Annotated in this window: 20 protein-coding genes; 3 read left to right on the top strand and 17 right to left on the bottom strand. The window is 36.0% G+C overall.

Features of this window, described 5'->3' with window-relative positions:
* Positions 1-99: 99 nt before the first annotated feature.
* From plsX to pta, 5 genes are all read right to left on the bottom strand, one after another.
* Entirely contained in the window at positions 100-1,098 is a 999-nt protein-coding gene (plsX, locus tag AC6F8J_RS12115) for a phosphate acyltransferase PlsX (protein ID WP_500723616.1), read from the bottom strand.
* Between the two features lie 92 nt (positions 1,099-1,190).
* A complete protein-coding gene (gene rpmF / locus AC6F8J_RS12110; protein WP_330683934.1) occupies positions 1,191-1,367 on the bottom strand; it encodes a 50S ribosomal protein L32 in 177 nt (58 codons plus the stop codon).
* A gap of 3 nt (positions 1,368-1,370) precedes the next feature.
* On the bottom strand, positions 1,371-1,892 hold the full coding sequence (locus AC6F8J_RS12105) for a YceD family protein (RefSeq protein ID WP_500723615.1): 522 nt from the start codon (positions 1,890-1,892) through the stop codon (positions 1,371-1,373).
* Positions 1,893-2,110: 218 nt separating this feature from the next.
* Positions 2,111-3,310 (bottom strand): acetate/propionate family kinase, encoded by a 1,200-nt coding sequence (locus tag AC6F8J_RS12100; RefSeq protein ID WP_500723614.1) that lies wholly within the window; start codon positions 3,308-3,310, stop codon positions 2,111-2,113.
* A gap of 28 nt (positions 3,311-3,338) precedes the next feature.
* Entirely contained in the window at positions 3,339-4,328 is a 990-nt protein-coding gene (gene pta, locus AC6F8J_RS12095) for a phosphate acetyltransferase (RefSeq protein ID WP_500723613.1), read from the bottom strand.
* A 328-nt stretch (positions 4,329-4,656) separates the two neighbouring features.
* Between pta and AC6F8J_RS12090 the strand changes: the two genes are divergently transcribed.
* Positions 4,657-5,910: a nucleotidyltransferase gene (locus AC6F8J_RS12090; protein ID WP_500723612.1), complete on the top strand. Its 1,254-nt coding sequence runs from the start codon at positions 4,657-4,659 to the stop codon at positions 5,908-5,910.
* Between the two features lie 140 nt (positions 5,911-6,050).
* A complete protein-coding gene (locus tag AC6F8J_RS12085; RefSeq protein WP_500723611.1) occupies positions 6,051-6,383 on the top strand; it encodes a rubredoxin-like domain-containing protein in 333 nt (110 codons plus the stop codon).
* 360 nt (positions 6,384-6,743) lie between these two features.
* On the opposite strand, the gene AC6F8J_RS12080 is transcribed toward AC6F8J_RS12085, so the two are convergent.
* The 7 genes from AC6F8J_RS12080 to AC6F8J_RS12050 form a co-directional block, all read right to left on the bottom strand.
* Positions 6,744-7,058 (bottom strand): rhodanese-like domain-containing protein, encoded by a 315-nt coding sequence (locus AC6F8J_RS12080; protein ID WP_500723610.1) that lies wholly within the window; start codon positions 7,056-7,058, stop codon positions 6,744-6,746.
* Positions 7,059-7,185: 127 nt separating this feature from the next.
* Positions 7,186-7,704, bottom strand: coding sequence for a hypothetical protein (locus AC6F8J_RS12075; protein WP_500723609.1), 519 nt, complete (start codon positions 7,702-7,704; stop codon positions 7,186-7,188).
* A gap of 2 nt (positions 7,705-7,706) precedes the next feature.
* Positions 7,707-8,195, bottom strand: a complete 489-nt coding sequence (gene coaD / locus AC6F8J_RS12070) for a pantetheine-phosphate adenylyltransferase (protein WP_500723607.1) — start codon at positions 8,193-8,195, stop codon at positions 7,707-7,709.
* 21 nt (positions 8,196-8,216) lie between these two features.
* Positions 8,217-8,774, bottom strand: a complete 558-nt coding sequence (gene rsmD, locus AC6F8J_RS12065; protein WP_500723605.1) for a 16S rRNA (guanine(966)-N(2))-methyltransferase RsmD — start codon at positions 8,772-8,774, stop codon at positions 8,217-8,219.
* 10 nt (positions 8,775-8,784) lie between these two features.
* Positions 8,785-10,842, bottom strand: coding sequence for an ATP-dependent DNA helicase RecG (recG, locus tag AC6F8J_RS12060; protein ID WP_500723603.1), 2,058 nt, complete (start codon positions 10,840-10,842; stop codon positions 8,785-8,787).
* Between the two features lie 161 nt (positions 10,843-11,003).
* Positions 11,004-12,614, bottom strand: a complete 1,611-nt coding sequence (gene fakA, locus AC6F8J_RS12055; RefSeq protein WP_500723717.1) for a DAK2 domain-containing protein — start codon at positions 12,612-12,614, stop codon at positions 11,004-11,006.
* A 59-nt stretch (positions 12,615-12,673) separates the two neighbouring features.
* Positions 12,674-13,030 carry an Asp23/Gls24 family envelope stress response protein gene (locus AC6F8J_RS12050; protein ID WP_500723601.1) on the bottom strand — a complete coding sequence of 119 codons (357 nt, stop codon included), beginning with the start codon at positions 13,028-13,030 and terminating at the stop codon, positions 12,674-12,676.
* Between the two features lie 301 nt (positions 13,031-13,331).
* Between AC6F8J_RS12050 and rpmB the strand changes: the two genes are divergently transcribed.
* The gene (gene rpmB, locus AC6F8J_RS12045; RefSeq protein WP_125135468.1) at positions 13,332-13,517 is read left to right on the top strand and encodes a 50S ribosomal protein L28; all 186 of its coding nucleotides are present in this window, start codon (positions 13,332-13,334) and stop codon (positions 13,515-13,517) included.
* Between the two features lie 142 nt (positions 13,518-13,659).
* Here the strand turns inward: rpmB and AC6F8J_RS12040 are convergent, their stop codons facing one another.
* The 5 genes from AC6F8J_RS12040 to AC6F8J_RS12020 are packed head-to-tail and all read right to left on the bottom strand — an operon-like array spanning position 13,660 to position 18,502.
* Entirely contained in the window at positions 13,660-14,301 is a 642-nt protein-coding gene (locus tag AC6F8J_RS12040; protein ID WP_500723599.1) for a thiamine diphosphokinase, read from the bottom strand.
* Positions 14,298-14,969, bottom strand: coding sequence for a ribulose-phosphate 3-epimerase (rpe, locus tag AC6F8J_RS12035; RefSeq protein WP_500723597.1), 672 nt, complete (start codon positions 14,967-14,969; stop codon positions 14,298-14,300). Before rpe ends, AC6F8J_RS12040 begins: the two co-directional genes overlap by 4 nt.
* Before the next feature lies 1 nt (position 14,970).
* On the bottom strand, positions 14,971-15,849 hold the full coding sequence (rsgA, locus tag AC6F8J_RS12030) for a ribosome small subunit-dependent GTPase A (protein WP_500723595.1): 879 nt from the start codon (positions 15,847-15,849) through the stop codon (positions 14,971-14,973).
* Positions 15,846-17,768, bottom strand: a complete 1,923-nt coding sequence (gene pknB, locus AC6F8J_RS12025; protein ID WP_500723593.1) for a Stk1 family PASTA domain-containing Ser/Thr kinase — start codon at positions 17,766-17,768, stop codon at positions 15,846-15,848. Before pknB ends, rsgA begins: the two co-directional genes overlap by 4 nt.
* Entirely contained in the window at positions 17,765-18,502 is a 738-nt protein-coding gene (locus AC6F8J_RS12020; protein ID WP_500723591.1) for a Stp1/IreP family PP2C-type Ser/Thr phosphatase, read from the bottom strand. Before AC6F8J_RS12020 ends, pknB begins: the two co-directional genes overlap by 4 nt.
* Positions 18,503-18,561 lie beyond the last annotated feature (59 nt).

Raw genomic sequence — 18,561 nt, 5'->3', positions numbered from 1 at the left:
ATATGGTATGCAAAAGTTCAACTATATAGTTTTGACGCCTTAACCAACTATATAATAAAACTATCTTACTATAGTTTTTAAACATAATCAACCATAGAATTATAATAATTGTTGTTTAATTTTATCATTCACTTTATGATCTATAAAAGTTTTACATTGTATAATAGCATTTTTAAATGCTTTAGCGTTAGAACTTCCATGGGCTTTTACCACTAATGCTTCTAAACCTAGTAAGGGTGCCCCTCCATACTCAGTGTAGTCTAACCTTTTCTTCATAGACTTCATGGATTTCTTTATCAGAAGACCACCTATTTTACTCATGGTTGTGGACATGATTGATTCTTTTACCATCCCAAGTAGAGATGTAGCCAAGCCTTCTGTTAACTTTAAAATGACATTGCCTACAAAACCATCACATACTATGACATGGGCCTCACCGGTAGGAATATCTCTGGCCTCTAAATTGCCAATGAAATTCAAAGAAGAATCATTTTTTAACAAGGGGAATGTTTCTTTTACTAAAGCATTACCTTTTTTGTCTTCTGAACCGTTGTTAACTAAAGCGACTTTAGGGTGCTTAATATCTAGGATGTTCTCATAGTAAATGGACCCCATTTTTGCAAACTGATGTAAAAAATGAGGCTTACTATCCACATTAGCTCCACAGTCAATGAGTAAGGTCATACCCTTTTCATTAGGAATCAACGAGCCAAGCGCAGGACGTTCGATGCCTTTCATCCGTCCAATGACCAAAGTTCCACCGGCCAACACAGCACCTGTGCTACCGGCTGACACCAGTGCATCTGCCTTTTTGTCTTTAACAAGATACAAAGCTTTAACGAGGGATGCATCTTTTTTTCTTCGGATGGCAAGGACAGGAGATTCATCATTGGTGATGACTTCTGTTGTATGAATGATTTCCATTCTGTTTTTGTCATAAGACTTATTTTTTAATATTGCACCAATCTTTGTTTCGTCACCCGTTAATATCAGATGAATGTCCTCACATGTATTTAGTGCCCAAATAGCACCTTCAACCATGGCATTAGGCGCATCATCACCACCCATGGCGTCAATAACAATCTTCGTTAGTTCCATATTCCGCCTCCTCTTTTTTATGAATTTTCTTAATATTTAAAATAGCGTAACCATTATGGTTACGCTGTTTATATTCATTGGAAAAGTGTAGATTATTTTACCTCTAATACGACTTTGTTCTTATATGTGCCACATTTTTTACAAGCTCTGTGTGACATTACAAGTTCGCCACATTTTGTACAAGTGGACAGATTTGGAGCCGTTAATTTCCAATTAGCTCTTCTGCTATTTCTTCTTGCTTTGGATACTTTGCGCTTTGGTACTGCCATGATCTACACCTCCTTAAAACTTTCATTAAATAAATCTTTTAGTCCCGCAAGTCTGGGATCCACATTATCATCTTCGCAATTACATGCTTCTTGATTAAGATCAGCACCACATACTTTACAAATGCCTTGACACGTTTCATTGCAAAGAACTTTCATAGGCACGTTCATATAGATTTCGTCTAAAGCCAACTTTTTTACATTCAGAATTGAGTTTTTATAATAATCCTTCATTTCATCGCTTTCAGGATCATCAATATTCTCATTCAACTCTTTAGTAAACCTACCTTCAATCCTAGATATGACTTCATTCATACAACGATTACAGTACATGACTAACGTTGCTTCAACCTTGCCTTGGGTCAAATATTCGCCTTCACCTAATTGGGTAACTTCGAACTCGATTTTAATGGGCTCACTAATTTCAAAAATCTCTCCACCAAATTCAAGTCGATCCATTTCCAAGGTTCGCCGGATAGTAACATCTTTAACCGTTTGTGAAAACAGTTCCGTTAAATTTATCTGCATGATACCACTCCTTTAGCTGTAAAGCATAATCGCTTTATACCTCGAATAATAACCACATGTAATTATACATATGGCCAAATATTTTGTCAAGGGCAAAATATCATAACAGGAATAAAGTGTCACCTTGAGTTATAATACATAAAGGCAATAACCTAAGCCATTGCCTTTATACGGTATTTTATTTAGAAATACTCAAATTGACAAAATAACATTGATATTTAGTTTTTTTTGATGAGTTGCTTTGTTTCTCTCGCTATGGCCAGTTCTTCATTCGTAGGTATAACGAGCGATCTTACTGTTGCCCCTTCAGCTGAAAAGTCACGTTCCATAGAACGAACATGATTGAGTTCATCGTCAACCTTAACACCTAAGTAACCTAGGTAATTACATATTTCTTTACGCACTTCGTGGTTGTTTTCTCCAAGTCCTGCAGTAAACACAACCGCATCAATGCCATTCATAGCCGCTGCATAAGCACCTATATATTTAGCTACTCTAAGATGATAAACATCCATGGACAAAATTGCTTGTTGGTTGCCCTTAGCGATTGCATCCTCAATGTCTCTAAAGTCACTGGAGAACTGTGACAAGCCTTTTATACCGGATTCCTTATTCAGCACATTGATGACTTCATCTAAGGTTAGGCCTTCTTTTTCCGCAATAAATTGAACTATAGCTGGATCCAAGTCACCACTACGGGTTCCCATTACAAGGCCTTCAAGAGGTGTTAATCCCATACTCGTGTCTATTGATTTTCCTTTGTCGATTGCACACACACTTGCACCGTTGCCTAAATGGCAAACAACGATTTTCATATCCTCAACATTACGACCTAAGAACTCCGCTGTTCTATAGGCCACATATTTGTGAGAAGTACCATGGAAACCATACTTTCTGATTTTATGCTTAGTATAATACTTATATGGAAGGCCATATAAGTAAGTTTTTGGTTCCATTGTTTGATGGAAGGCTGTGTCAAATACCGCAACTTGTTTTGTATTTGGCATTAGCACTTCACAAGCATTAATACCAACTAAGTTAGCCGGATTATGTAAAGGTGCCAAGTCACTACATGCTTTAATCGCATCCTTTACTTCTTCCGTAATGATGATAGAAGCTGAGAAAGCCTCTCCTCCATGAACAACTCTGTGACCGACAGCGGCAATCTCATCCATAGAGTCAATAACACCATGTGCTGGATCTGTTAATGTTGCAAGCACAGATTTTACTGCATCCTTGTGATCCTTCATAGGTATTTGTAATTTCAATTTATCATGTCCTTTTGGTTTATGCCCAATAAAAGAACCTTCAAAACCAATTCGATCACATATCCCTATTGCTAATACGTCCTCATTTTCCATATTAATCAGTTGATACTTAACGGATGAACTACCACAATTCAAAACTAAAATATTCATATTTTTGCTCCCTTTTCCTTGGTCATTCTTATTGAGCCTGTACCGCTGTTATAGCAACGACACCGACAATATCTTCAGCTGTACAACCTCTTGATAGATCATTGACAGGTTTTGCGATTCCTTGTGTAATGGGTCCATATGCATCAGCTTTAGCAAGTCGTTCTGTTAACTTGTAACAAATATTCGCCGCATCAAGGTCTGGGAATACAAGTACATTGGCTTTACCGGCAATCTCATTTCCAGGCGCCTTCGCAGCACCTATACTTGGTACAATGGCTGCATCTGATTGGAATTCTCCATCAATTTTGTATTCCGGGTAAAGTGATTTTGCAATTCTGGTGGCTTCAACAACTTTATCTACATCTGGGTGTGAAGCACTTCCTTTAGTTGAATGAGATAACATACCTACTATAGGTTCAACACCCACTAGATTTTGAAAAGATTTTGCAGAACTACCAGCTATGGCAGCAAGTTCTTCTGCATCTGGGTTTTGAACCAATCCACAATCTGAATAAATAAAAGTACCTTGATGTCCAAATTCACAATTAGGCACTACCATAACAAAGAAAGAAGAAACAAGTTTTGTGTTGGGTGCTGTTTTTAAGATTTGAAGGGATGGTCTTAAAACATTGGCTGTTGAATTAACTGCTCCGGCTACCATGCCGTCTGCATAACCCATTTTTACCATCATGACCCCTAAATATAGTGCATCCGTCCTTAAGATTTCCCCTGCTTTTTCTGAGGTCATGCCTTTTTGTTCACGAAGTTCCACAAACTTAGCAACATAGGTATCCATTTGCTCAAAAGAATTCGGATTAATAATCGTTGCGCCTGAAATGTCAAGGTTCTTTGCCACGCTATTAATTTCATCCACATCACCTATTAAAATAATATCACAAATGTCTTCAGTTAATATTTGTGCTGTGGCTTCAAGTGTTCTTATTTCCATACTTTCAGGTAATACGATGGTTTTTCTTGATTGTCTTGCTCTGTCTTTAATTGTTTCAATAAAACTCATTTTTTGCCCCTTTCAGATTGGCTCATTTATTACGTTATAATTGCAAAGACCATTGACTCTAAGCACTTAAACATTGCTTACAGTTAATGATCATTGTTCAAGTTGATGCATACGTAACTGAATATAGTTTATGAAAGTTCAACTAAATAGTTTTTATGCCTTAACTATATATCTAATTATATACTTTGTGTTCATTGTATACAATCCTTTTTTGGTTTTTTGTTGTTTTTTTTATAAACATTGACAGGTTAATGGGTTAAACTATATAGCCATATAAGTCTGGACTATGATATACTTTTCTAAAGAGTACTTAATAAGGATGGTAATTATGAATATATGTGGAATTGTCACCGAATACAACCCTCTTCATTTGGGCCATGCATACCAAATTGAAGCAGCTAGAACAACAACTGAAGCTCAAGGTGTTGTTTTGATTATGAGCGGCAATTTTGTCCAACGTGGTGAGCCGGCTATTATTAATAAATATGCAAGAACTCAAGCAGCGCTCCATACTGGTGTGGATTTGGTTATTGAACTTCCTACTTATTTTGCCACTTCTAGTGCTGAGTATTTTTCACATATGGCAATCAAACTATTAAAAGCAACAGGAATCACAACACATTTGAATTTTGGAAGTGAATCCGGCTCCATAGATGCTCTTGTTAAGATTGCAGAGGTTCTTTATAACGAACCTATTGGATTTCGTTTTCTTCTTAATGAATATTTAGGTAAAGGGGATGCTTTTCCTAAAGCAAGAGAAAAAGCCTTACTGAAATATGTTAAGAACCATCATCTAATGTCGACTGATCAGGCTTTATCTATTAAAACGCCGAACAATATTTTGGGTATTGAATATATTAAAGCTTTACTAAGGCAAGACAGCAAAATCATACCAACCACCATTAAACGTGTTGGATCTGAGTACCATGATGATGACAGTAAGACAACAATCCCTTCTGCTACTGCTATTAGAAAGTACATACGTGAGCATGACCATTACAAGCCTTTATTCAAAAAACTCCCTCTATATTCTTATAATACCTTGGAAAACGTTATCGTTTCTGGCGAAGGTCCCATCTTCTACGATATGATATTCCCTTTTCTAAAATATAAAATTCTTACAAATACACCTGAAGTCTTGCGTACTTATCAGGATGTAAATGAGGGTCTTGAAAACAAAATTATTGAAGCAGCTTTGCATGCCTATGATTATGAAAGTTTGGTAGATAGAATCCTATCAAAACGTTATACAAGAACTAAAGTTGCAAGGGCATTATTGCATATATACCTCGGTCACGAGCAAAAAACATTTGAATTACTAAGTACCGAAATGAAGCCCTATCTTAAGGTCTTAGGTTTCAATCCAAAAGGTCAAGAGATGTTGAAAGCCATTAAAAAATATGATAAAAATCTACCGATTATTGTCAACACACGCCAAGGCTATAAGCAATTAGACAACCTACAACTGCTGTCTTATAAGGCTGACTTAAATAGCACATTGCACTACAATCATCTTATTCATTTTTATTATGGTACAAAAATGAAAAATGAATATGAAACACCCATTATTCGATTACCATAATAATAATAATAATAATAATAATCGTCTACTTATTCTTCTCATATGTGATATAATAAGTTGAAACATTAACTCTGATTATGGTATCAGAAATACGTTTTGATACCATAATCAATTATAAGTTTAATTAAGGAGGTAACTAAATGAATCTATTTAAATGTACAGTATGTGGCTTTGTGTATGAGGCGGATGAAGCTTTGGATTTTTGTCCAAAATGTGGTGCACCTAAAGAAAAACACGTTGTTTTATCTGAAGAAGATGCTAACAAGATTTACGCTTCTGATGAAACCAATGATCTTCATATGGAATTGGTAAATCTTGCTGCAACAATGATTGACTTAAGCGAAGCCGGAATTGAAATCGGTCTTGATCCAGGTTGTGTAGATGTTTTTGAAAAAACAATCAAAATGGCATGGGAAATCAAGGCTCTTGCAAAAGCAGAACTTGGAAGCCACATGAACAAAGGTAAATGGTAGTCTATACTCTATGAAATAAGGCTCTATCTCAACAAAATATGCTTGATCCAGGTCTCTAAGTAAAAAAATGAACCAACTTCCAATTGTTAGATTTTTAGGTCTAACCTTTCGGGGTCAGTTCAACAACTTAGAGACTTTTTTAGTTATTTGGGATGTCCTGCTTTTGGACGCTAATACAACAATAGGTCAATACCGACCATGATGTGCCTAGAAGCTGACTCAACATTCTGAGCCAGTCATTTTTGTTCTCTAGGAAAGTCATACTCTAGTATTCAGCTTTAAAACATAGCTGAGTACGTTAAAGTCCTTTCCTTTCGGAACTATTTGCTTTGCAACGCGAGGCGTTGCCGCTTTGATCTATTATACAGTTTTATAACGCCATCCCATCATACCACCAAGCATATTATAGGTATCATAGCCTTCTTTTCCTAGAAACTCAGAAGCGCTGGTACTTCTTGCGCCACTGGCACAAACTACAATCACTTTCTTATTCTTATCAATCTCATTCATTCGACTTGGTATCGTTGATAGAGGAATAAGTTTGGCTGTTTCAATATGACCGGCTGCATACTCATATTGTTCTCTTACATCAATAATCTGTACGTCTTTATCCTTCATGATTTTGTTAACTTCGTCTGATGAAATAGTATGATAATTTTTCTTTAATAAATTCATAATACACCTCTATATTTGTTTACCTGGTTAACAGGTTTATTTAATATCTATATATTACAATATAAAGGTTTATATGTCAATACTATATTTATCATTTATGATATAAGGCACTTACTTATTTACTTACTTATTCATTCAATTTATTTTTGCTCATAATCAACTCTTCTCTGTTGTTAGCCATAACTTTTACTTGCTGGCTGATGTAATTTTCAAATTTACCATAATGAATATTCGTCTGTTCTACTGTATCTCGCATTGCATATTCCATTTGCTCAACCAATTCTTCCACATACTCATATGCACCAACTTTAATCTCTTTGGCTGTTTGATTAGCTGCCTCAATGATTTCTTGCGCTTTTTTTTCTGCTTTTTTACTTATTTCATGATCATCGATTAACTCATTGACCCTTGCTGAAGCTTTGTTTAGTGCATGATCCGCTTCTTTTCTGGATTCTTCGATAATTCGTTCTTTTTCCTCAAGAATTCTTTGTGAGCGTTTGATTTCTTCAGGTAACTTCAACCTTAAATCTGTCATGAATTCATATACAACTTCCATATCCACAATGATTTTATTGGAAAAAGGCATAGTCTTACATTCTTCAAAATAACCTTCCATTTCGTCAATTAAATTAAATACATCACTCATACTCATACCTCCATACTCTCATATTTATCTTTTAAATAGGTGACGGTTATTGGATGAACCATTTGACTAACATCGCCACCATACAAAGCAACCTCTCTTACAACACTAGAACTTAGAAACGAGTACTCATTTTTTGTTACAAAAAATATGGTTTCAATATTAGGATTTAAACTATGGTTCGTTTGGGCTAACTGTATTTCAAATTCAAAATCAGATACAGCTCTAAATCCTCTTATTATAAGATTTGCTGATACTTTTTCCATAAAATCCACCAACAATCCAGAAAAAGACCTGATTTCTACATTAGGAAGATCCTTAGTCAAGGCTTCTAATAATTTCACACGTTCATCTATTGTGAATAAGCTCGACTTGTTGACATTGTTTAACACACCTACTATCAAATGTTCCACTTGACAGGCACTTCTTTTAATGATATCTAAATGTCCATTGGTGGTCGGATCAAAGCTTCCGGGATATACCGCTGTTTTCACTATGTCACATCCTTACATAATCTATGATTTTCTAATAAAACTAAATTTACATGTATTATAGATTCGTTCTTTGAAGATTTCATAAGTTTTTAGACCTTCAATGAAAGACATATCTGTTTTCAAACTGCTTTCGCATACCATTATACCATCATCTTTTAACAAATCATATCCATGGATTTGCGAAATCGTAACTTCTTCTAGACCTTTGTCAAAAGGCGGGTCCAAATAGATTAAATCAAACTGGGTACTATGATTGCCTAAATCCATCAAAGCTTTGCTATAATCATACTTCATAATCTCCGCTTTTTCAAATAGTTTTGTGAAATTCAGATTTTTCTCAATACAAATTATGGCTGTTTTATGGTTTTCTACAAATACACAAGCAGCTGCACCTCTACTTAGTGCCTCTATTCCTATGCTGCCGGTTCCACTAAACAAATCCAGTACGTTTGAACCAACTATATAGGGTCGGATGATATTAAAAACTGTTTCTTTGTAACGATCTGTTGTCGGCCTTATATCCTTACCTTCCGGAACACTTAAAGGTAAAGATCTAGCACTTCCTGCTATAACACGCATAACATAACTCCTATAAAGCTATAAAGGACATGTTCGTCTCCATATAGTTTTCTAATTTTTTTCTAAAGTTTTCGTAAGTTGCTTCTTGAAGTATATCACGTTTTTCGCTAATTGTCTTTGCAACTAAATAGGCTTGTTTTAGAATCTCCATATCTTCTACAATATTTGCTATTTTAAATGTCGGCATACCGCTTTGACGAAGGCCTAATAAATCGCCATATCCTCTTATCTCCAAGTCTTTTTGAGCGATATGGAAGCCATCTTGTGATTCTGTCATAATAGCCATACGTTTCTTGCCAAGTACAGATTTTGAATCTGAGATTAATATACAGTAAGACTGATTGCCACCTCTACCAACACGACCTCTAAGTTGATGTAGTTGAGCAAGGCCAAATCGATGGGCATCTTCAATAATCATAAGGGTTGCATTAGGCACATTAATGCCAACTTCAATAACGGTTGTAGATACAAGAATGTCCAGTTCACCCATTGCAAATCTTTCCATTGTTTGATTTTTTTCTTTGGGACGCATTTGACCATAAAGATATTCGATGCGTATATGAGGTGGTAATTCTACTTTTAATTTTTCGGTGTAGCTAAGGACATCCTTTAGATCATTTTCCTGATTTTCTTCAACCATGGGACATACTATGTAGCACTGTCTGCCCGCTTCTATCTCTTTGGCAATGAAGGCCTTCACCCTATTTCTATAGGAAGCATTTACTACAAAGGTTTCAATGCTTTTTCTGCCGGGAGGTAATTCATCAATAATTGAAACATCCATATCTCCATAAAGTATAAGACCCAATGTTCTTGGTATTGGTGTTCCGCTCATGACCAGCACATGTGGATAATGTCCCTTCCCAGCCAGTAATTCTCTTTGTGCTACACCGAATCGATGCTGCTCATCTGTAATAACCAAAGCCAAATTCTTGAAATTAACCCCTTCCTGAATGACCGCATGGGTACCAATTACCACATCTATTAAGCCGGCTTCAATCTTTTGATAAGTATCTACCTTTTCTTTTTTTGTCATTGATCCTACTAGCAATTCAACCCGAAGGTCTAAACTTACAAACATTTTTTCTAAGGATTGATGGTGTTGTTTAGCCAATACCTCTGTCGGTGCCATTAAAACACTTTGATAGCCATTTTCTGCTGCTAAGATTATAGCCAATGCTGCTACCACAGTTTTTCCCGAACCAACATCGCCTTGAACCAGACGGTTCATATTATAGGAACCATTCATATCCTTTATGATTTCATCTAGGACATTGTATTGAGCGCTTGTTAATGCAAAAGGTAGCTTTTTAAGTGTGTGTTCATACCCTTTTCGACACTTGAAATTATACTGATTTTCTATTTTAACTTGTTCATCTTTCAGCAGCATAAGCCCTAATTGAAAAAACAAAAATTCATCAAATACCAGTCTTCTTCTAGCATCATTCAAAACAACATCATTTTGTGGGTAATGAACTTGATAAATTGCATTTTCTAAAGATATTAATTCATTTGCTTCTCTGATTATGTCCGGTAAATAATCTTCTACCCTATTGTTGACCGCTTCCATGGCTGAAGCTACTGCAAGGCGAAGGGCTTTTTGGTTGATGCCTTTTGTCAAAGGATATATTGGAATAATGGTTTTGTCTTCGTAATAATTCAAATCTGCTTGTGTAAGAATTTTTGGAGATGTTAACTGTAATTTTTCGTATTTATAGGACGCTTTCCCCATGACTGTAATCATTTGGCCTTCTTTTAACTGTTTTTGCAGATAGGGTTGATTGAACCATGTTAAAGCAATCTCACCAGTATCATCTTTTATCCGTGTAGATGTTAATATAACCTGTCTTGCCTTTTTGGAATAAGGTGCAACCATGATTTCCCCTTGAATAAGGTAGGTTCCATTCGGTTTAACTTCTTGTATTTTTGAAAATCCAATTCTTTTTTCGTAAGTTGTAGGGTAGTAGGTTATCAAGTCCATTAAACTCTTAATGCCCATTTTTTCAAATAATTGAGCCTTCTTTTTTCCTATACCGCTTAATTCAGTAATTGGTTTATTTGTTTCCACTTAGATCACCTTATTTCTGTAATTCATTTAGAGTAATAATAACATAATCATGGTTCAAGGGTCAAAACCAACTTTCTCTAATCAAAAAAAGCTTCTCTAACATACAGTATATTTTACACTGTGTGTTAGAGAAGCTTAAGTCTTAAGTCTTAATTCAAGTTCTATTCAAGAGATAAAATATAGTAATACAAGGGTTGACCACCATAATGAACTTCTATCTCACAATTTGGATATGTTTCTTCTAAATCCTTGGATAATTGATTTGCAGTATCTTTATCAACATCCATTCCATAGTATACAGAAATTAATTCAATGTCTTCATCTATCAATGACTCAAAAAGCTTTCTGACCGCCTGTTCAACGTCAGCTTCTACCACATTAATCTTGCCTTTGCCAATCCCAAGAAAATCACCCTCCTTGATGATTTTCTCATCAACAACCGTGTCTCTAATGGCATGTGTCACCTGTCCGGATACCACATCTTCAATGGCCTGCATCATCGTCTCTTGATTCTCTTTGGAGGACTTATCCTCCTCAAAGTTGATTAAAGCACTGATTCCTTCAGGAATGGATTTGGTTGGGATAACTATGACTTGTTTGTCGTCTACAATATCTTTGACTTGTTCTGCAGCTAAAATAATGTTTTTGTTATTGGGTAAGATAAACACGCTTTTTGCATTTACTTTTGAAACAGCTTTAAGTATATCCTCTGTAGATGGGTTCATGGTTTGACCCCCTTCTACAATATAATCGGCGCCTAAGCCTTTAAAAATCTCACTCAATCCGTCTCCTATGGAGATAACCACAAAACCATTTTCTTTCACTTCCGTAGGGTGAAGCTTATCCAATTCCTCTTGATCAATCAATCTATTAGCATGTTCTTCTCGCATGTTGTCAATTTTTAAGTTGCTTAGTTCGCCAATAGAGAGACCTTTTTGTAGCGCAAGACCCGGGTCATTGGTGTGAACATGTATTTTAATGATATCTTCATCTGAAACAGCAACAATCGAATCGCCAATCGTTTCAAGATAAGTCCTAAGCGCTAAAGCTTCTCGATCACTTTCCATGTCATTTCGTACATTTATTATAAACTCTGTGCAATAGCCGAACTTAATTTCTTCACCACTATAATCGTATATTAATTCAATCTCCGGATGTGTATCATCCTCTTCAAATTCAACAACATAATCATCACCGGCTTCAAGGGCCATCAAAGCACCTCTTAAAATATACATTAGCCCTTGACCACCAGAATCGACCACACCTGCTTGTTTCAAAACAGGTAGCAGTTCAGGTGTATATTGTAAAGTTGCTTCTGCATGAACAATTACTTTTTTCAAAATGTCAACAATATCATCATTAACACGTGCAAGCTCTATAGCTCTTTCCGCAGCCTCTCTGGCCACCGTCAATATGGTGCCTTCTTTGGGCTTCATAACCGCCTTGTAGGCTGTCTCAGAACCTCTTTGTAAGGCATTGGCTAAGACAACAGCGTCTAAGACATCATGACTTGATATTTCTTTACAGAAGCCTCTAAAAAGCTGTGATAATATAACGCCTGAATTTCCTCTTGCACCTCTTAATGAACCGGATGAAATGGCTTTAGCCAAACCTTGCAAATCATCCGAATCCACCTTCTGAACATCTCGTACTGCCGCTAAAATGGTTAGTGTCATATTTGTTCCCGTATCGCCGTCAGGCACAGGAAAAACATTAAGTTCATCTACATACTTCTTTTTTGACTCTAAATATTTTGCACCAGCAATAAACATACTTTTTAAAGTCTTAGGTGATATGTTATAAGCAGTCACTGGTATTCCTCCTTAGTTTCTTATTCGTCCACTCTGACGTCTTCTACATATATATTTATATGCTTGACTTCCAAACCTGAAAAAGTCTCTAATTTATACTTCACCGTACTAACGAGGTTGTCTGTAACGGCTTTAATGTTAACACCATATTCAATTACAATATGTAGGTCGATTCGAATACAGTTATCCTCTACTTTCAAGGAAATACCTTTTGTGATACTATCACCTTTTAATAGCTTGGCAATACCGCTGGTTACATTCACCATAGCCATACCAACAATGCCATAGCATTCGACCGCTGTTACACCGGCAACTTTTTCCAAGACTTCATTATCGATTGTCACTTCTCCATAACCAGTATCTAATCTACCAATCATAAAAATGCCTCCTTCATCTATATCGTCGTATAATAATATCATAGAACTTAACAAACCGGCTAAAGTGTCAAAACCAAATTTACTAATTCACCTAAATATTATAGATGAAGTTCAATTAAGTCGTTTACGTGTTTTAACCTAGAAATATGAGATCATTGCTCATTGTATTATAACATCTTTTTCCTATGATTTATAGGTTTTTTCTAATTAATTGAAAGTTATTATAAGTAATGCTTGCATTCATTTAAATTCTTTGATAGAATTGATTTGTTATGAAGATATATATTAAGGAGGTGCAGTTGTGGCTAAATGTTCAATATGTGATAAAGGCGTACACTTCGGTAACGCAGTCAGTCATTCTCATAGAAGGTCAAACAAACAATGGAAACCTAATATCAGATCAGTAAAAGCTGTCATTAATGGGCAATCACAAAGAATCAAAGTTTGTTCAAAATGTTTACGTGCAGGCAAAATCGTACGTGCATAGTTCCATTTGATGTGTTAATAAGTGCACTTCTAATGAAATAAAACTAAAACATTTAATATAAATAAGCCAATAGCAAGTCTTAGATATCTAAGCATTGCTATTGGCTTATTTGTGGTTCAGTCCTGAAATAAGATAAGTACAACTACTTATCCTTAGATTCAATAATCAATAGTTCCCCTTCTCCAACCAAAATCGTCGCTGCCTTCGATGTGATTTCATTACTGATACCATACGAACTTGAAGACTTTAAAGTCGCCTTATTCAATGGGTATTTGACACCGGAAATGCTTACATTATGTACATACTCACTTAAAGGCAATAAAGAAATATACTTATAAATGCTCTGATTAATGGTCTGGCGGCTTGTTGCCAATCGGATTCTATTGTAAGGATCTAAGAAGGTAATATTGAATGTTTTCCCATAATGTATCATAAGAAAAAGATTGGCTAAGGTATGATCCATTCTACTACCCGTTCCACCTAAAACAACAACTTCATCTACAGAACGCTCTTCTAACCATTCAAAAGCCAACTGGGTATCGGTCATATCTTTTTTGTTCGGAAAAACAATCTTCTCGATATGTCTTTTTTCATAAGCACTCAAAACATCCCTTTGACAGGAATCAAAATCACCTAAGATGACATCCGGTATAATGTTACATTCAGCCATATAGTCAATACCATGGTCCACACCTATTTTTAGATCAAATGAAGCGTTCGCTACCACTTCCTTTATTTGATTCAATGAAACTTGCCCACCTGTTATAACAAGTGCCCTTTTCATCGGATAGATTCCAATTCTTTTAATTTCTTTTTATATGCTCTTGTAACAGAGGCAACGTCTTCTTGTGCGTAGATGGAAGACCCCATAACAAAGATGTTAACACCAGCTTTTGCAACTTCTTCAATATTATCAAAGGATAAACCACCATCCATCTGAATATCAAAGTTTAAGCCCAAAATCTTTCTTTGTTCAACGAGGTAGCTAACTTTATCTAAAGTAGATGGTATGAAAGATTGTCCTCCAAATCCCGGTTCAACTGACATAATCAGTATCATATCCACGTCTTTAAGATATGGATCAAGTACGGTCACAGATGTTTTGGGGTTAATGGTCAAACCTACTTTTATTCCATAGGATTTTATGGCGTTTATAGTTTCAGTAACATCTTTTTCTGCTTCTTGATGAAAAGTAATCATGTCTGAACCGGCTTCTGCAAAAGCTTTAATATAGCGTAATGGTTCCATGATCATCAAATGAACATCAAGAAAGCTTTTCGTAGCCTGCCTAATAGACTTAATGACGGGGGGGCCTAAAGATATGTTGGGCACATAATGGCCGTCCATAACATCTACATGTATATAGTCGGCACCTGCATTAATAACTGTTTCGATTTCTTCTCCAAGCCTAGAAAAGTCGGCTGAAAGAATGGATGGGGCTAACAAATTCATATTACCATCTCCTTATATCTTTTAATTCATCTATGAGTTGTTTATAACTTGTATATCGGCAATGAGAAATATCGCCCTCTTTCACAGCATCTTTAATGCCGCAAACAGGTTCATTCAAATGATTACAGCCTTTAAATTTGCAAAGGGGTTCATACTTGGAAAACTCTTTAAAATATAGCTTAATATCTTCCTCAGATAAATGATCAATATCCAGTGAAGAAAAGCCAGGTGTATCTACAACATAACTATTTTCATGAAAACAAATCAAATCTGCGTGACGGGTTGTATGCTTGCCTCGACCGATTTTTTTACTAACAATCCCTGTTTCTAATAGTATTTCTGATTGTATAAGATTAAGTATGGATGATTTTCCTACACCGGAAGGTCCGGCAAAAACAGTTGTTTTATCATAGAGAGCATCTTTTAGTGAATCAATACCTCTTTCTTCAATTGAACTGGTAGCAAAAACCTTATATCCAGTTTTTTCATATATAGCTTTAATCATTTTAACCTGCTCTTTGGTAAGTATATCTATTTTATTAAAACAAATAATGGCTTCTATGCCTTTTTCTTCTATCATAACAAGAAAACGGTCTAGGAGATTATAGTTCGGTTCCGGATAGGCAACCGCAAAAACTATAACCGCTTGATCAATATTCGCAACCATCGGTCGCTCCAATTGGTTTTTTCTCTTTTGAACGGTTTCTATATTACCTTTTTTATTTTCTTCATCTAAAACAACAATCTCGACGTTATCACCAATTAACGGTTTAATGTTTTCTTTCCTGAAAATGCCTCTTGCTTTACATTCAAAAATGCCCTTCTGAGGTACATTTACATAGTAAAAGCCTGCAATACCTTTTACAATTTTTCCTATCATTCAGCACGCTCCTCAGCGAAATTCAGCATTTGTGTATACTCGAGGCTACCATTTTTATAGACTTCTATGGTGGCAGTTCCTAGCCCTGCTACAGACACATTCAATGGGGTGTCAAAATCCGAATGATAAACGACTTTATTATAAACCTCTTCTGAAACACCCTCTTTTATTAATATTACTGAAATAATCCCGGAGTCTTCATCTTGCTCAAGAACATTATTAATGGTTATGTTTTTTGTCACAGGTCTAATCTCCTTACCAAGACTAATGGTTAAATCAACTTCATACCCTTCTTTTACGGTGGTGCCGGGCATAACGGTCATTGCAATAACCTGACCTTCAATAATATTATCATTATAGGACTCAGATATGTTTGAGCCGACTTTTAATCCCGCTTCGCTTAATATGGCCTTGGCTTCATCCAATGTTTTTTTGCGAACATCCGGAACCACAACAAAAACATCTTCTTTTCCTAGACTGACTTTCAGTTTAACTTCACTGCCTTTTTCCATCATCGTTCCAGCTTCTGGGTCTTGCTCAAAAACCACACCAACAGGTATGTTTTCGTTATACACTTGAGAGATTATACCCTCTAAGTTGGCATCTGCCAGTAAATCCTTTGCAATATCATAATTCAACGCTACAACCTTTGGAACCTCGAATGATTCGACCCCTAATGAAAGTACGACTTTGACATTGGCCTCTTGACCTACAATAGTACCTTCTATTGGATCTTGGCTTATTATCGTATCTTTATCATGTGTATCTGAGTAGGTACTGGATGCCACTTCTATAGTAAGCGACAAATCTTTAAGTAACACGACGGCCTCATCATAAGGTATACGTTCTAGGTTAGGCATTGGAATTTCTATGGGCATAAGACTATCTCTAAAAATACTAAAAAGAAATGCAAGGATCAGCATTGTCATAATAATTGCGGAAATGACGGCACCTACTGCAACCATTTTTTCTACTTTCGGTTTAGGCTCTACCTCTATATCCTTTTCATTCCATATCTGTCGCATTTGTGTATCGTTCAATATCATCGTGGGTGAATCAGGATCAAACTCATTAAGTTCTACAAAGCTTTCCGTCGGAAAACTTGTCGCTTTTTTTAAGTCAGCCAGTAATGCTTCTGAAGCATGATACCTTAGTTCCGGTTTTTTTTGTGTTGCTTTAATAATAATCTGCTCCAAGTTCCGGTCAACATCTGGATTAAGAGATTTTATATTCGGTAGATCATCATGAATCTGCTTTAAAGCGACAGAAACTGCCGAATCTGCCGTAAAAGGTACAGATCCAGTTATCATCTCATACATCGTAATACCCAGTGAATATATATCGCTTCTTTCATTTGAGTAGCCACTTTTTGCCTGCTCCGGTGGAATATAATGTACCGAACCGGATGCCTTGTCAGCTGCCGGTATGGTCGCACCTGTAGCGATTCTGGCAATACCAAAATCAGCCACCTTCACCCTTCCATCCTTTGTAATAATGATGTTTTGAGGCTTAATATCACGATGAAATATATGGTTGCTATGGGCGCAATCCAAAGCTGAAGCAACACAAGCACTTATACGCAGTGTCTCTTCATTACTCAATTTGCCTTTGGCTTTGATATAATCCTTGAGTGTAATACCATCTAAATATTCCATCACAATAAAGTGTGTTTTCTTTTCATTACCAACATCATAAATATTAACAATATTCACATGAGATAAACTGGCTGCTGCCTGAGCTTCAACTTTAAATTTTCCAACAAATTCATCATCATAAACATAATCATCTCTTAAAATCTTTATGGCTACCGTACGTCCCAGCTTGGTGTCTTTTGCTTTATAAACGATGGACATACCACCGGAACCGATCTTCTCTTCGATTGTATAGCGTTCATTTATAAGTGCGCCAAGTTGTATCATGACAGTACCTCGTTTCCACTACTTATTATAATAAGTGTAATATTATCAATACCACCTTTATCTAAGCATGCTTTCATTAAAGCATAGCCCATATCTTCTATCGTCTTTGCTTGATTCATAATTATATGCACTTCTTCATCACTTAACATTTTATTCAAACCGTCTGAACATAATAATATCAAATCCGAGCTACTAAGGTCTCTTACAAATCGATCTACTTTTACATCTTCTTCTGCACCAAGGGCCCTCGTTATCATATTTTTATTCGGATGGTTGTATCGGTCTTCTTCTGAAATATGACCGGCTCTAAATAATTCTTCAACAACTGAATGATCCAGTGTAACCTGTTCAAACCCATCCGCATATACGTATAGCCTACTGTCGCCTACGTTGGTCACAAATAAAGTATCGTCTTTTATAACACAAGCTACGATGGTGGTTCCCATACCCTTCTGATTCCGATTCTCTTCACCTGCATCAAAAATTGCTTTATTAGCAACCTTCACTGCATTTTCTAAGGCCTGTACAACGTCCCAATCGCTGTTTTTCTCTATATTTTCGACAATATGCTGAATTGCCTTTTTTGAAGCGATGTCACCTGCCTTATGACCACCCATGCCATCTGCAATAATGTATAAATTCGGTAATTTTCCAACAGGTATATCACTGACGTAATAATAATCTTCATTATGATTTCTTATCAACCCTTTATCTGTTAACGCAAATGATTTCATAACTCCTCCGTAATCTAGCATCCAATGATTTCTATACCTATTCTAACATGATACGGGCA

It is taken from the genome of Petrocella sp. (assembly GCF_059865615.1).
Note: the sequence above shows the minus strand (reverse complement) of the source record. Positions and strands in the feature narration are given on the sequence as shown.